The organism is Microcystis sp. T1-4, from assembly GCF_000297435.1.
GTDB lineage: Bacteria > Cyanobacteriota > Cyanobacteriia > Cyanobacteriales > Microcystaceae > Microcystis.
The window spans coordinates 1-14,079 of record NZ_CAIP01000103.1; the positions used below are offsets into that span (position 1 = coordinate 1).

A 14,079-nucleotide genomic window follows, 5' to 3' on the forward strand; every position below is an offset into this window, starting at 1 on the left:
CCTTCAAAGGGGGGGAGTTAGTTGGTTGGTGGGGAATAAGGATTTTTGTACCTTTTCTTAGACAGGTGATATCTAATACTAAATCGCCGGGGTCGGTGGTCATTAATAGACAGCGTTGGATGACTTTATTTGATGTTTGAACTACATAATTCATATTTGAAGGTGCTGATGTATCACTCCACATCGCAGTTAAAGGAGATATTGCGTAATCGCTTAATTTAAGTGCATATCTCAGCGTTTTTCCGTCTTCATAGGGAATCAATCTTCCTTGCTGTTTTAATCTATCCATTCCTTCTTGACTGGTTTTCCAGCACTTACCTTGAGGGGGATGATAAGTTTTTCCATTGATTTGAACGGGAAAAACCCTGTCACTACTGATACCAATTGGACTCATTGAAACTAATTGGACTAAATCAGTTCCATCAGGTAAAAGTTTATGATTATTTATTTCTTCAATATTTAATTTTCTAGTTGTTCCATCAGGTAAAATTCCATAATTCCAATGATTATCGCCTTGAACATTCATATCTTGGAAGATTTGTTTATATTTAAGATTTTCTTTTTTCTTGGCATAAAATAATATAAAATCACCTATTTCCTCTAAAAGTTTTGCTCCTAAAGGCATCGTTTTTTTTCTAAACTTAATCAAACTAACAAAATTCTCCCCGCCAAAAACCTCATCCATCAATTCCCGAACATGATGAACATTCTCATCGGAAATCTGCACAAAAACACTACCGCTATCAGTCAACAACTCCCGGGCCAACAACAAACGATCGCGTAAATAACTCAGATAAGAATGTAACCCTAATTCCCAAGTATCTCGATAAGCTTGCACCATCTCCGGTTCGCGGGTGAAATCATCGTCATCGTTGTGTTTAACGTCGCGTTTTCTCACAAAAGGCTGAAAATTAGAACCAAATTTTACCCCGTAGGGAGGGTCAATATAAATCATCTGCACCTTACCCCCCATCCCCTCGTATTGTAGTAGGGAGTTCATTGTCACCAGCGAGTCACCGAGAATCATCCGGTTTACCCATTTATCGTGGTACTCATAAGCTCGGAGAATCTGGTCAGTAATTGACCATTTAGGGTCATTAAATAGATTCAATTGTTCCCCTTTTTCCACCTTGTGGGATTTCAGGGTTTCAATAATTGCCCTAGTGGATAAACGTTCATGGACAAATAGAGGTAAAGTTGGCACTTGAAAAGATAACCTTTCGGCCTTTCCTGTCCAATTTAAAAACGGTTCACCGATTGCCTTGAGTTTACGCGCTGCTATTTTGGCGGTTTCTAAATCTTCTGCCGCGAGAATTTGCTCAATTAAGGCCTCAGCTTCTTCTCGTGCGGGGTTTTCATCCCAGTTTAACTCCGGGGACAAGGAGGAATCATAACGATAGGTGACAGGGGGTTTCTTTTTCTTGAAGTGGGGTTCCGTGCCAATATCGGGGCGCTGGGGATGTTCCTCGCCATGGTTGTAACTTTTGGCTTCCGTTTGCTTGTTCGTCTTCTTGGGCATTAGCAACTCTTCCTCCATGGCGAGGTCAATCTTTATTGTAACCCTTTAATAACCCCAAGAGAGCCGAAAAAAAGCGAACTTCTCTGGGGAGAAATTCGCCTTAATTTCCAGAAATTCTGAATTTATTAATTAGGCACGAGCTTCGAGACGACCGTAGAAAATGCCGCGAATTTTCACTTCTTCAGCATCTTTTGCGCCTAAATCGGTGTCGGAAGGCTGTTCACTTTCAAAAACACCAGCAAACTCGCCGGTAGAAGCGTCAACTTTAGTTACCTGTAAAGACATAGTACCTTTACCCAGTTCCGTCGCTTTGACGTTAGCGCGCTGGAAATCTTGACTATCAGCACTAGCGGGTAAAGCGACAGCATTATCATAACCCGTTACCACACCCCGACCTTTGGGATCTAAGAAACCAGCGCCACGATAGGAGGGAACTTTAAAGTCGCCTTCAAAATCGGTGGAACTGTTAATCGAGTTAAATCCGGCTTCGGTTTTGCCAGTGAAACCTTTAATGGTAAAGAAGAGGGGAACTCTTTCACCTCCGGGTAATTGTACGGTAATGGGTTGGAAATCGATACCGTCTTCTTCCTTGAGGGTTAAAACACCGTCTTCGCCTACGCTTAAACTCGCTGTCATCTGTTCTAAACTGGTGGTATCTCTGGTTAAGAGTTTACCCGGGATAAAGGTGGCCGCTTCCCGCTTATTAACGGGTTCACCCTTGACAAAATATTCTTGGGGTTCCAAGCATAAATCCGTCACCACATAACTTTCGCCGCGTTCTAAGGGGAGAGTACCCCGGGTGAACTCGGAAATCTGCGGACATTTGTTAGCTAATCCCGTGTTTAAAATTTCATCATAGGTTAGCTCGTTTCTATTCAGGACGGCACTAGGCGCGTCGCTACAAGCTGTCAATACCCCTAAGCACAAGGCTAAAAAGGCAACTAACAAGGCACGAAATCTCATCTATGTCAACCTCTCTTTGTCAATCTTTACAATTACTACCCTTGATCCATAGCCTGATGAATTATCGAATCGGTTGCGCCAATTCACCGAAACTCAGTTTATCAAAGATCAGTGACCATTGAGAAGATGGGAGACAGGGGACGGCAGGCAGGGGATAGGAGTCAGGAGATAGGAGTCAGGAGACGGGAGGCAGCCGGCAAGAGGCAAGAGGCAATAGGCAGGAGGCAATAGGCAGGAGGCAGGAGGCAATAGGCAGCTTTGTTCTCCCCACTTCCCCACTTCCCCACTTCCCCACTTCCCCACTTCCCCACTTCCCCACTTCCCCACTTCCCCACTTCCCCACTTCCCCACTTCCCCACACCCTCTTTCAAGTCAGGAGGCTCTAAGTAACTGATAGCTGATGACTGATATGATCGGTGTGACTGTTTTCAGATGCAAAAATTTCGATGAATAGCCGATTGCCGGGAGATAATAGCCAATTAGATAGCCAACTGCATTCCCTTGTAACGACGGTGACAGCGATCGCCCAAGAACAGCAGGGAGATTGTAACGGTTTGTTAATGTTGCTGCGAACTTTAGAAAATTTACATCGGCAAATTCGCGAGCAGATGTTCGAGCCGTCTTTACCCAATACCCGTAAGGACTTATACGGATTACTCCGGGATATCGAGGAAACCGGGGGATGGCCCTATATAGAACGGATGAAGTTACAAATGTTAATGGAAAAATTATTAGCCAGTGAAGTCGGCGCGCTCGATTCGGCGGCAAAAAGCGATGATCGGGAAAAATGAAAAGGTGTTGGGTTTTTAGGGTGTTAGGGTGTTAGGGTGTTGGGGTTTTAGCTGAAATTCCCCATTTCCCCATCTCCCCATCTCCCCATCTCCCCATCTCCCCATTGCCTATCGCCAAGGGGTACGGAGCGGGTTACAGTATTGGGAAAATGGATATTTAAGGGTAGTTCGTAAATCATGACCACCGTGAACCCGATTAAATTTGGAACCGATGGCTGGCGCGGGATTATCGCCGCCGATTTTACTTTCGATCGAGTCGCTCTGCTCGCTCCCTTGGCGGCTCAAGTTTTAGCGGATAATTATGGTCGGATCACGGGTTCGCGGACGATGATCGTCGGCTATGATCGGCGGTTTATGGCGGAGGATTTTGCTCAAACTGCGGCGGAATCGCTGCAAAAAGCTGGTTTTGATGTGCTTCTCTCCCAATCCTACGCTCCCACTCCCGCTTTTAGTTGGGCAGCTCGATCAGAAAATGCTCTCGGTGCGATCGTGTTAACCGCCAGTCATAACCCAGCTAAATATCTCGGTTTGAAGGTTAAAGGTTATTTTGGTGGTTCTGTCTCGCCAGAAATTACCCAACAAATTGAAGCTTTATTGTCTAATCCGCCGCAATTTAAGGCCAATGCAGGTAAATTAAGCACTTTTGAACCGTGGTCGGGTTATTGTCAGGGTTTACGCCAAAAAGTTAATATTGCCGCTATTGCCAACGCGATCGAATCGGGACAACTAAAAGTTTATTCCGATGTCATGCACGGTGCGGCGGCTACCGGTTTAGAGCGTCTTTTGGGGGTGGGAATCACGGAATTACGCGGCAATCGCGATCCTTTGTTCGGTGGCGGCTCTCCGGAACCTTTGCCGAGAAATTTGACGGAAATCATCGATAAGCTGGCTCACAGCGCAAATTTAGCCCCTTTGCGAGTAGGTTTGGTCTTCGATGGCGATAGCGATCGAGTGGCGGCGATCGATGGTCGGGGGAATTTTTTAAGCACCCAAAATCTCATCCCGATTTTAATCGAGCATTTAGCCGGCAAAAAAGGAATGAGAGGGGAAATTGTGAAAACGGTGAGCGGTTCCGATTTAATTCCCAAATTAGCCAGTTTATACGGTTTATCGGTCTTTGAAACCCCGATCGGTTATAAGTATATCGCCGATCGAATGTTGACCACTCCTGTGTTAATTGGTGGGGAAGAATCGGGAGGTGTCGGTTATGGTAGTCACATTCCCGAACGGGATGCTTTATTATCAGCTTTATACGTTTTGGAAGCAGTGGTAGAATCGGGCCAAGATCTAAGCGATCTTTACGCGCAATTACAGGATAAAACTGGTTTTTATTCTCAGTATGATCGTATTGATTTGCCCCTAGCTAATATGGCAGCTCGCCATCAGTTAATTACTGCTTTGGATCAGGAACCCTTAAGGGAAATTGCCGGTAAACAAGTGACTGATTGTAATCCTATCGACGGTTATAAATTCCGTTTAGAAGATGGGAGTTGGTTGTTAATTCGCTTTAGTGGTACAGAACCAGTTTTGCGTCTCTACTGTGAATCTTCAACCCTCGATCGAGTTCATGAAATTCTCGCCTGGGCAAAATCTTGGGCTACCTAAATAGAAACCCGTTTTCTTGAAGAAAACGGGTTTCTATGTTATTTTTTAACGCATTCAATAATACAAATATCTTCTTGAGTCGGAATAATTCGATTTAATTTTAAACCAGTTTGGCTCAACAATTCCTCAAATTCTTCTGCGGTTCTTTCTTTACCTCCCGGACACATAACTAACATATTTAGGTCTAACATTTTAGCGGCCGAAGGATTATTACCCGCAGGAACAACCATTTCCAAGACTAAAACTTTCCCATCGCTATCTAAAGCTTGACAACAGTTTTTCAAAATAGCAATCGCTCGTCGATCATCCCAATCATGAATAATATGTTTTAATAAATAGCCATCTCCTCCCGACGGTACGGATTCAAAAAAACTACCTCCAACGGTTTGACAACGATCAACAATACCGTGTTTTTCTAAAGTGGGTTGACAATGGGAAATTACATATTCTTCATCAAAAAGAATCCCTTTTAGTTGGGGATATTGCTCTAAAATTGTCCCCAACATCTCACCGTACCCACCACCCACATCTACTAGGGTTTGAAATTCCGAGAAATCATACACAGCTAAAATAGCTTTCTCCTCCGACAAAGAAAAACTATTCATCGACTGTTCAAAAATCTCTGCATCTAGCGGATGAGTTTGAAAATATTCAAAGACCCCCATCCCAAAGACATCATCAAAGGATGGTTGTCCCGTTTTAATACTATGTAACACATTTCCCCAAGCTTGATAATGGGGGGCTTCTCCTAACATAATCGCTGTCGCTTTTACTGACCGGGGATGGTCACTAGATAAATGTTCAGCTAAGGGAGTTAGTATAAACTGTTGAGATTCAGTTTCTTGAAAAATTCCCACACTAGCTAACCCTCTCATCAGTCGGTATAAAGCAGCAGAATTGGTCTCAGTTAGGGAGGCTAACTCTTGACAAGATTTCGCTCCTTCCCTATTTTTGGACGGGAGCTTATTTCCTGTCCAGTTGTGGCGGCGTTACCGTCGAACCACTAAAAAAATACGTCGAGAACCAAAACTCCCGGAAAGTGGAAATGCTACCGCGTTAGTTTCATTCTGGTCGCGATTCATCTCCCGTTAACCGCTACGCGGTTTAACGGGAGTCATCTCGCTCCATCGAGATAGAATAAATCTGCTGCAAAAGCAAGTTATCGAGGCGGTATCGGGTCAAAATATCTAAAACTTAGGATAAATTTGACATAATCTTCGGTTTTATGGATGGGATAGTTGTCTCTTGTCTTTTTTCTCCTCCAGTCGCCTGTTTCGGACTCTCCTTATCTAAGGAAAGATTCTTGATTTTTGCAGGAGATATAATAAATCTATCGATTTTGACCCCTAAAAGCGGACCGCGGACGGCGCACATTGATTACGGCAAAAAGCGCAAAAATGATTACAATCGATCCAAAATATCAACGACTAGGATTAAATGGCTACTCATATTGTTACTGGTGTCGCAGGTTTTATCGGTTCTAACTTGGCAGAAAAGCTGTTAGAACAAGGAGATCAGGTGATCGGTATCGATCAATTTAACGATTATTACGACCCCAGTTTAAAGCGCAAAAATGCTCATATTCTAGCAAAATATCGCGAATTTAAGTTAATTGAAGCGGATATACAAGCCCTCGACTGGCGACAACTGTTGCAAGGAGTAGAAGTATTATTCCATCAGGCAGCCCAAGCGGGAGTCAGAGCAAGCTGGGGTGATGGATTTCGTCAATATACCGAAAGGAATATAAATGCTACTCAAATCATTCTTGAGGCCGCTAAGGAAACCCCGTCTTTACAAAGGATGGTTTTTGCCTCCACTTCCTCGGTATATGGCAATGCGGAAACGATGCCGACTCCCGAAACCCTTTGTCCCCAACCGGTTTCACCCTACGGCATCACCAAATTAGCGGCAGAAAGACTCTGTTGGCTATATCACCAGAATTTTAACGTTCCCGTCACTGCCTTGCGTTATTTCACCGTTTATGGACCGCGGCAACGTCCCGATATGGCTTTCCATAAGTTTTTTCAAGCAGCGATCGCAGGTAAAGCCATCGGCATCTACGGGGATGGCAAACAAACCCGCGATTTTACCTTTATTAGCGATGCTGTAGCCGCTAATTTAGCCGCTGCCGTAGTGCCGGAAGCGGTGGGGGAGGTGTTTAATATTGGTGGTGGTAGTCGCGTGGTTTTGCTGGATGTCTTGGATACCATGGCAAAAGTCATCGGTAAACCGATCGAGCGATCGCATCAAGGACTCGCCCGGGGAGATGCCCGTCACACCGCCGCCGATGTCACCAAAGCCCGTACTATTCTAGGTTATAATCCCCAAGTCTCTTTAGCCGAAGGATTAGCCCAAGAATGGCAGTGGATTCAGGAGTTATATTGTTAATGGTTAGGGTGTGTTAGGGCATCGTGACACACCTAAAAATCCCATCACGGGAGCAATTGCTTAATAATCAAAAAATCTCCCTTTTATGGGGAGATTTTGGGCAATATCTAGGGTTATACCCCGACAAATTACACCAATTTCAGATCGGGATAATTGGCGAGAATGTCGTCTTGACTGAGAATATCACCCTCGCTTTGAGGAGTCCAAATCACTTCTACCGCTAAAAGTCGATCGCCTCCCATACTACCAATTTGTTGCAGGGCTTGTTTCAAGTCTTGGGAATCATTAATTTTGGCTAGAGAAAATTTACCGACAATGCCAGCTAAAATAGTCACCAAAATATAGCCTTCCGGTGCGGTTTTAGCTAATTCTCCAGCCGATTCGGGTAAAGTATTTTCCCTAGAACCTTGACGCAGTTGATTATTGTAATTAGTTAAGGTTTCCGCCGTTAGTTTACCGCGTTCGTTGAGAGACCACTGATTAAACTTCGCTTCTGCACTGCTGAGGCTGGTTTGTTGGCAATCGACGTTACCATAAACCCAGTATTCCGGATGACGTAACAGGGCGAGGGCCGATTCTTGTAAGACTTCGACGCGTCCCTCGGAGGTGCTAGTATCCACAGTTAGGGCGATTTGATTTAATTCTTGTTGCAGATAACGGGCATTAGCCAACAAACCCACCTGTACTTTAGCCACGGAGACGGTTTCATAACCGGATTCTATCGTCATACCATTCTCATCACTGCCTCCACCATTACGGAAAGCATTAACGAGGAAATTGGCAATAGCAAAAAAGATTAACAGAGAAATTAAGCCACCGCCACCACCACCCCAAAAGAAGGGTAAAAGGAAGGGAAAACCAATACCTCCACCGTAACCGGGGGAACTGTAACCACCACCTCTAGAAGGGCTAATACTGCGACTAGGGGCGCGAAAACTACCGCCCCCCATTCTACCCCCCGATGCCGCCAAAGCACTGGAAACATTGCCTAAAATCAGCGTTGTCACTAATCCTAGAACTAATAGCGGCTTGGCAAGCGATCGAACTTTAGTTAAAATTTTGTCAATCATAAGAACACCGAAGCAACCCTTTATTTACTAGGATAACCAGTTTCTCCCTCAGGGATAGACAAACCCCGAATAGGGATAACCGAATCAGTTATCAGTGATCAGTTATCAGTTATCAGTGATCAGATTTGAGTTTTCAGTTCACTGTTTACTGTTTACTGATCACTGACAAAACCCCCACCCCCAAATTTATGACTTGGAATTTCTCCTCTCCCACGGATTCACCCTTAGGCGATCGCGAAGTACCCTTAGAAAATCATCATCTCTGGGGTAAACGGATTGCTTTACTGGTAACGGGAGGGATTGCGGCCATGAAAGCGCCACTAATTGCCCGCTCTTTGCGGAAATTTGGGGCTACAGTCGTGGCTTTTGTCTCGGAAGAAGCTTTAAGATACGTCACCAGGGAAGCTTTGGAATGGAGTACGGTTAATCCCGTAATTAGCCAATTAACGGCAAAAGCAGAACATTTAAGCGATCAATCTCCCTTTGATCTTTATTTAGTCGCCCCCGCTACCTATAACACGATTAATAAGTTTCGTTACGGAATCGCTGACGGAGTGATCACTTCATGCTTGGCCTCGGCCTTGGGACGACAGGAAAAGGGAAAAACTAAAATTCTGCTTGTCCCCACCATGCACGGCAGTTTACATAATGCTATTCTGACTGAATCTTTGCAAACTCTCGATCGCTTGGGAGTCGAGATTATGCCACCCCGCGATGATTACGGTAAGCACAATCTCCCCGGGGAAAAAGAGATTACCGTGGCAGCCTGTGGGATTCTCAGTAATTCTGTCCTGAAAAATATGCCGATTTTAGTCACTGGTGGACCCACACCCGTGATTATCGATAATATCCGTCGCTTAACTAATCGTTTTACTGGACAATTAGGGGCCGCTATTGCAGAAGAATTATACCTGCGCGGGGCAAAGGTGCAGTTAATCCACGGACGGGGCAGCTATACACCCCCCGCTTATTTACCCCATGAAATTATTGAAACTTATGACGAGTATCTAGGGAAGGTTATGGGAGAATTAGAGAGTAAAAATTATAAATTTGGGATTTTTTCGGCGGCAGTGGCCGATTATCGCTTAGAAAGCCCTTTTTATGCTAAGATTCCCAGTGGAGGGCAGTTAAATCTTAATTTTGTGCCGACGGAAAAAGTGATTGACAAGGTGAGAGAAAAATTTCCCGATTTAGAGATGGTGACTTTCAAGTATCAGGAGGGAGTCAGTCAGGAGGAGTTGCTGGAAATCGCCCGTAAACGCCTAGAAAAGGGCTATCAGGCCGTCATTGCTAATAGGGGTGAGGAAAAGGGCGATCAAGGGGAACAGGTGGCTTATTTGGTCACAAAAGCGGCATTGGGGAAATTTATCGGTAAAAAAGCGATCGCTATTGGCATCGCCGAATATTTAGAAGAGCGAGCCAAAAATGTTACAATCAAAAAAATTTAATATTTTTTAATATTAATTTGCAAAAATTTAGGGTAAGACAGTCATGGGTAACATCAACTTCGTCAAAGAGAATAAGATCGTGGTAGCGGCAGATGGAGCGAATTTACGAGAGAAAGCAATCCAGAATGGCGTTGATATCTACACTTTTGGCGGTAAATTGATGAATTGTGGCGGTTACGGTCAGTGTGGTACTTGTATAGTGGCAATTGTCGAGGGGATGGAAAATCTCTCGGCTAAAACCGACTTTGAACAGCGCTGTCTGAAGAAAAAACCCGAAAATTATCGTTTAGCCTGTCAAACCATCGTTAATGGCCCTATTAGCGTCCAAACTAAACCAAAATAGCCTTTAAGCGTCAGTCCCCACCCTCAGCAACGCACCGGTGGGGAAGGTGCGGGGAGCGGCCATTGACGGGTTCGATAGGGGTGAAAATTGCCAGACAATATTACTTGAGTGCCAAATGCTTGGCATTTAATAGCATAATTCCCTGCGCGACTTTTTCAGCCAACCCTAATTTAAGGAGATGTCTTGGGAAGACATCTCCGCTTTCCCTGGCCAAGCACTGACAATCAAGAGGTTTGCCAGAAAATATCAGCTTTACTGCCTTTAAACTAAGTATTGGACATTTTAGTACAAATGTCCGAACTTCCTCTGATACTAAATCCCTTTTTAATAGTGTGATTAACTCTCAAGTTATGAATTGTTTCTCCCCACACCCCACTATCCTATACTTTTTAAACAGGATTTAGTATGACTACTCTCTTCACCGCTCAGATAGCGATCGCTATCTGAGAAAATTGCTCATTTTGTCATCTAGATTGCATCCCGATCGGAAACCTTTGGGTAATCTATGAGTACAGATACTCAAACCTCCCCTTCCTTGCGGCGTTGCTGATCGGGATAATTTTTTTCTCATAAACTTTACAATATTTAATAATTGTTGTAATATTAGTTAAATAACCAAGGTTCTCACTACTTGCCATTTATGCCCATAAACTCTACATATAGCTAAAAACAGGACTATAGAGCCAATTAAATCCTCAATTAGATTTCTCTCTATCCTTGAGTAATCACTCACCAATCTCTTTACAAAACTAGAAAAAACTCCGATAGCATCTCCTTAACTGCCCCTGGGGAAGCGATCTGAAAAACGCCATCAATCCCTGCATATCAACCCTCAACCGACGCGCACTCATGAAAACCTCGAAAAACCCCACCGATCCAGTTCGCTCCTATCTCAGAGAAATTGGCCGAGTTCCCCTTCTCACCCATGAAGAGGAAATTCTCTACGCGAAACAGGTACAAAGATTAATTTTTCTGGAAAAAATCAAAGAATCCCTAAGATCTCAACTCGGCAGGGAACCCAGCGATCGCCAGTGGTCAGAAGCGGCGGAAATTAGTGAAGAACAACTACGTCGAGAATTAGGGGCGGGGGATTTCGCCAAGCGCAAGATGGTAGAAGCGAACCTGCGTCTAGTGGTTTCCGTGGCTAAAAAATACCTAAAACGCAATCTAGATCTATTAGACCTGATCCAAGAGGGAACCATTGGGATGCAAAGAGGTGTGGAAAAATTCGATCCCACCAAAGGCTATCGCTTTTCCACCTATGCCTATTGGTGGATTCGCCAAGCCATCACCCGGGCGATCGCAGAAAAAAGTCGCACCATCCGTCTGCCCATCCACATCACCGAAAAACTGAATAAAATCAAAAAGGCCCAGCGTCAACTAGCTCAAGATAAGGGTCGCGCTGCCACCATTGCCGAATTAGCCGAGGAATTAGATCTAACTCCCAAACAGGTGCGAGACTACTTGGAAAGGTCCCGTCAACCCCTTTCCCTTGACTTAAAGGTGGGGGACAATCAAGACACGGAATTAGGGGAACTCTTGGAAGATACGGGACTTTCCCCCGAAGATTACACTGCCTATTCTTCCCTGCAAGTGGATTTGGAAAAACTGATGGCAGACCTCACCCCTCAACAAAAAGAAGTGATTTGTCTGCGTTTTGGTTTAGATAATGGGCAGCCCCTCACCCTAGCGAAAATTGGCGTTCGACTCAATATCAGTCGTGAACGCGTCCGTCAGATCGAACGAGAAGCGATCGCTAAATTAAGAAAACGCAGGGCTAACATCAGAGAATACCTAGCTAGTTAGGGTTTGCGGCAAAAAGCTGTTCGTGGGGGCAGGGTGTGGGGTGTAGGATGTGGGGATAACAAAGCTGCCTTTTGCCTTTTGCCGACCGTCCCCTGCCTCCTGCCTTCGTTAAGGGTCAAATTGATCGTCTGAATAACAGCGAGAAAAATGACCCATTTCTAGATTTATCGGCCACTTTTCTCGGCTCTTATTTCTCTACTTCTTCAAGATATTTTTGCAACAGGAGAGCTAATTTTTCTTTAGTGGCGACGGGAACAGAATCTAGACGGGTAAGAATAGCGTATTTAAGGGCAGAATGAGCGACGGAAACGGGAGGATTAGCTGCCAGACGACGCACCGTTTCTTGGATGACTTTTTGGGCATTAATAGCGTTATGGTGGAGATTTTCGATCACCATTTCTACCGTGACATGATCGTGATCGGGATGCCAACAATCGTAATCGGTAACTAAGGCTAAGGTAGCGTAGGCAATTTCCGCTTCTCGCGCTAATTTAGCCTCGGTTAAATTGGTCATACCGATCACGGTTGCCCCCCAACTTCTATAGAGATTTGATTCCGCTTTAGTAGAAAAAGCCGGCCCCTCCATACAGAGGTATGTACCGCCCCGATGCAGGGTAACTTCCGGTAGGTTTAAACTGGCGACGGCATCCCCTAAAATGCTGGCTAATTGGGGACAAATGGGATCACCAAAGGCGACGTGGGCAACAATTCCCTCCCCAAAAAAAGTCGCTATTCTCTCTTTAGTTCTGTCAATAAATTGATCGGGAATGACTAAATCTAGGGGTTTAACTTCCGCTTTGAGGGAACCAACGGCCGAAGCGGAAATAATATATTCAACCCCTAATTGTTTGAGAGCGTGAATATTAGCTCGAAAGGGTAATTCGGTCGGTAAAAAATGGTGACTTCTGCCATGACGCGCTAAAAAGGCAACTTCTGTTCCGTCTAAAGTACCGAGAATTAAAGCATCGGAAGGAGAACCAAAAGGAGTATCGAGGGATACTTCCCGCACATCCTTGAGGGCATCCATTTTATACAAACCACTGCCGCCAATGATGCCAATTTTTACCGTCGTCATAGTCTTGGAAAGAATTAGTTATCGTTGCCTTGATGTTACCACAATTGAGCGATCGAACTGTGATAATTTTTCTGTCAAGGCCTTACTTTTTCTTTTTCTTGCCTTTGAGGGAACCATTAATTACACCATTAAAGCCATAAATTTCTTCAGTTCCCGCAATGGCAACTAATTCCACCTCTTTCGTGTCTCCCGGTTCAAATCTAACGGACGTACCTGCGGGAATATTCAGATGGGTTCCTTTGGTTAATTCGCGCTGGAACTCCAAGGCCTCGTTAACTTCATAAAAATGATAGTGGGAACCCACTTGAATCGGTCGATCACCTGTATTGGCCACAGAAATACGCAGGGTGTCGCGACCGACATTAATCTCAATCTCCCCAGATGGTGTGATAATTTCTCCCGGAATCATAACTGCTAAAAATCTCCTGTTAATGAATGGGATTGTGAACGGTAACTAATTTAGTACCATCGGGAAAAGTCGCTTCGATCTGCACTTCCGTAATCATTTCCGGGATGCCTTCCATTACCTCCTCGCGAGTCAATAAAGTGGTGCCGTAACTCATCAATTCAGCGACGCTCCGACCTTCCCTCGCACCTTCGAGGATGGCGGCGCTAATATAGGCGATCGCTTCGGGATAATTTAACTTGATACCACGGTTTTTGCGTCTTTCGGCGAGCAGTGCCGCCGTGAAAATGAGTAATTTATCTTTTTCTTGGGGCGAAAGTTGCATAGATGGGTCTTTTTTTCACACAGATGCCTAGGGTTATTGTAGTTCTTGGCGGGATAGTTGTAGCGATCGAGTTGTGAAATTTTATTTACTTAGCCTGCTTTATTGATGAAGATTTGGGAAGATACTTAAAATTCTTGCTAGGAAAGTCCTTCAGCGATCTGGCTAAAAAACGGCTGGCAATTGGTGAATAATTCAGGCTAGTGTCTCGTTCTTATTTGAAATAACTATAAATCATTGCTCGATTGGAAGCCAGCCGTGCTATCGTTTGTCAGAAACGGCAATGAGGCCTGTGGCGCGACAAATGACGGTGATTCGCAGTTAGAAAAAGACAACCACCGGC

The 14,079-nt window shown here is 44.6% G+C and carries 12 protein-coding genes and 2 pseudogenes; 7 read left to right on the forward strand and 7 right to left on the reverse strand.

Features of this window, described 5'->3' with window-relative positions; translation table 11 throughout:
• Nucleotides 1-1,519: site-specific DNA-methyltransferase (locus tag MICAI_RS05655; protein ID WP_232306144.1), on the reverse strand; the 1,519-nt coding region annotated here is incomplete at its 3' end.
• Nucleotides 1,520-1,648: 129 nt separating this feature from the next.
• On the reverse strand, nt 1,649-2,482 hold the full coding sequence (locus MICAI_RS05660; protein ID WP_008199011.1) for a photosystem II manganese-stabilizing polypeptide: 834 nt from the start codon (nt 2,480-2,482) through the stop codon (nt 1,649-1,651).
• Between the two features lie 446 nt (nt 2,483-2,928).
• Here MICAI_RS05660 and MICAI_RS05665 point away from each other — a divergent pair, with 446 nt between their 5' ends.
• Complete coding sequence (locus tag MICAI_RS05665; RefSeq protein ID WP_008199013.1) at nt 2,929-3,273, forward strand: hypothetical protein; 345 nt, start codon at nt 2,929-2,931, stop codon at nt 3,271-3,273.
• Nucleotides 3,274-3,450: 177 nt separating this feature from the next.
• Nucleotides 3,451-4,878 carry a phosphoglucomutase/phosphomannomutase family protein gene (locus MICAI_RS05670; protein ID WP_008199015.1) on the forward strand — a complete coding sequence of 476 codons (1,428 nt, stop codon included), beginning with the start codon at nt 3,451-3,453 and terminating at the stop codon, nt 4,876-4,878.
• Between the two features lie 38 nt (nt 4,879-4,916).
• Here MICAI_RS05670 and MICAI_RS05675 read toward each other — a convergent pair.
• Nucleotides 4,917-5,822, reverse strand: a pseudogene (locus MICAI_RS05675) (methyltransferase); the annotation flags it as partial.
• Here MICAI_RS05675 and MICAI_RS23260 point away from each other — a divergent pair.
• Together MICAI_RS23260 and MICAI_RS05685 are read left to right on the forward strand one after the other, a co-directional pair.
• Nucleotides 5,822-5,938, forward strand: a pseudogene (locus MICAI_RS23260) (transposase); the annotation flags it as partial. The pseudogenes MICAI_RS05675 and MICAI_RS23260 sit on opposite strands and share 1 nt — an antisense overlap.
• Nucleotides 5,939-6,315: 377 nt before the next feature.
• Entirely contained in the window at nt 6,316-7,266 is a 951-nt protein-coding gene (locus MICAI_RS05685) for an NAD-dependent epimerase/dehydratase family protein (RefSeq protein ID WP_008199020.1), read from the forward strand.
• A gap of 128 nt (nt 7,267-7,394) precedes the next feature.
• Here MICAI_RS05685 and MICAI_RS05690 read toward each other — a convergent pair whose 3' ends face one another.
• Nucleotides 7,395-8,336: a DUF1517 domain-containing protein gene (locus tag MICAI_RS05690; protein ID WP_008199022.1), complete on the reverse strand. Its 942-nt coding sequence runs from the start codon at nt 8,334-8,336 to the stop codon at nt 7,395-7,397.
• A 188-nt stretch (nt 8,337-8,524) separates the two neighbouring features.
• Between MICAI_RS05690 and MICAI_RS05695 the strand changes: the two genes are divergently transcribed.
• The 3 genes from MICAI_RS05695 (at nt 8,525) to MICAI_RS05705 (ending at nt 11,933) form a co-directional block, all read left to right on the forward strand.
• On the forward strand, nt 8,525-9,784 hold the full coding sequence (locus MICAI_RS05695) for a phosphopantothenoylcysteine decarboxylase domain-containing protein (protein ID WP_008199023.1): 1,260 nt from the start codon (nt 8,525-8,527) through the stop codon (nt 9,782-9,784).
• A gap of 43 nt (nt 9,785-9,827) precedes the next feature.
• Nucleotides 9,828-10,127: a 2Fe-2S iron-sulfur cluster-binding protein gene (locus MICAI_RS05700; protein WP_008199024.1), complete on the forward strand. Its 300-nt coding sequence runs from the start codon at nt 9,828-9,830 to the stop codon at nt 10,125-10,127.
• An 849-nt stretch (nt 10,128-10,976) separates the two neighbouring features.
• Complete coding sequence (locus MICAI_RS05705) at nt 10,977-11,933, forward strand: RNA polymerase sigma factor, RpoD/SigA family (RefSeq protein WP_008199027.1); 957 nt, start codon at nt 10,977-10,979, stop codon at nt 11,931-11,933.
• A gap of 187 nt (nt 11,934-12,120) precedes the next feature.
• Here the strand turns inward: MICAI_RS05705 and MICAI_RS05710 are convergent, their stop codons facing one another.
• The 3 genes from MICAI_RS05710 to ureA all read right to left on the reverse strand — a co-directional run bounded on the left by MICAI_RS05710 (nt 12,121) and on the right by ureA (nt 13,739).
• Nucleotides 12,121-13,008, reverse strand: coding sequence for an S-methyl-5'-thioadenosine phosphorylase (locus MICAI_RS05710; protein ID WP_008199029.1), 888 nt, complete (start codon nt 13,006-13,008; stop codon nt 12,121-12,123).
• An 82-nt stretch (nt 13,009-13,090) separates the two neighbouring features.
• Complete coding sequence (locus tag MICAI_RS05715; protein ID WP_008199032.1) at nt 13,091-13,417, reverse strand: urease subunit beta; 327 nt, start codon at nt 13,415-13,417, stop codon at nt 13,091-13,093.
• 19 nt (nt 13,418-13,436) lie between these two features.
• Nucleotides 13,437-13,739, reverse strand: a complete 303-nt coding sequence (gene ureA, locus MICAI_RS05720; RefSeq protein WP_002738360.1) for an urease subunit gamma — start codon at nt 13,737-13,739, stop codon at nt 13,437-13,439.
• Nucleotides 13,740-14,079 lie beyond the last annotated feature (340 nt).

Bases quoted from the DNA above. Each gene is read 5' to 3' on its own strand.
- MICAI_RS05690 (WP_008199022.1), bottom strand. From the start codon at position 8,336: ATGATTGACAAAATTTTAACTAAAGTTCGATCGCTTGCCAAGCCGCTA.
- MICAI_RS05660 (WP_008199011.1), bottom strand. From the start codon at position 2,482: ATGAGATTTCGTGCCTTGTTAGTTGCCTTTTTAGCCTTGTGCTTAGGG.
- MICAI_RS05665 (WP_008199013.1), top strand. From the start codon at position 2,929: ATGAATAGCCGATTGCCGGGAGATAATAGCCAATTAGATAGCCAACTG.
- MICAI_RS05670 (WP_008199015.1), top strand. From the start codon at position 3,451: ATGACCACCGTGAACCCGATTAAATTTGGAACCGATGGCTGGCGCGGG.
- MICAI_RS05705 (WP_008199027.1), top strand. From the start codon at position 10,977: ATGAAAACCTCGAAAAACCCCACCGATCCAGTTCGCTCCTATCTCAGA.
- MICAI_RS05685 (WP_008199020.1), top strand. From the start codon at position 6,316: ATGGCTACTCATATTGTTACTGGTGTCGCAGGTTTTATCGGTTCTAAC.
- MICAI_RS05695 (WP_008199023.1), top strand. From the start codon at position 8,525: ATGACTTGGAATTTCTCCTCTCCCACGGATTCACCCTTAGGCGATCGC.
- MICAI_RS05710 (WP_008199029.1), bottom strand. From the start codon at position 13,008: ATGACGACGGTAAAAATTGGCATCATTGGCGGCAGTGGTTTGTATAAA.
- ureA (WP_002738360.1), bottom strand. From the start codon at position 13,739: ATGCAACTTTCGCCCCAAGAAAAAGATAAATTACTCATTTTCACGGCG.
- MICAI_RS05700 (WP_008199024.1), top strand. From the start codon at position 9,828: ATGGGTAACATCAACTTCGTCAAAGAGAATAAGATCGTGGTAGCGGCA.
- MICAI_RS05715 (WP_008199032.1), bottom strand. From the start codon at position 13,417: ATGATTCCGGGAGAAATTATCACACCATCTGGGGAGATTGAGATTAAT.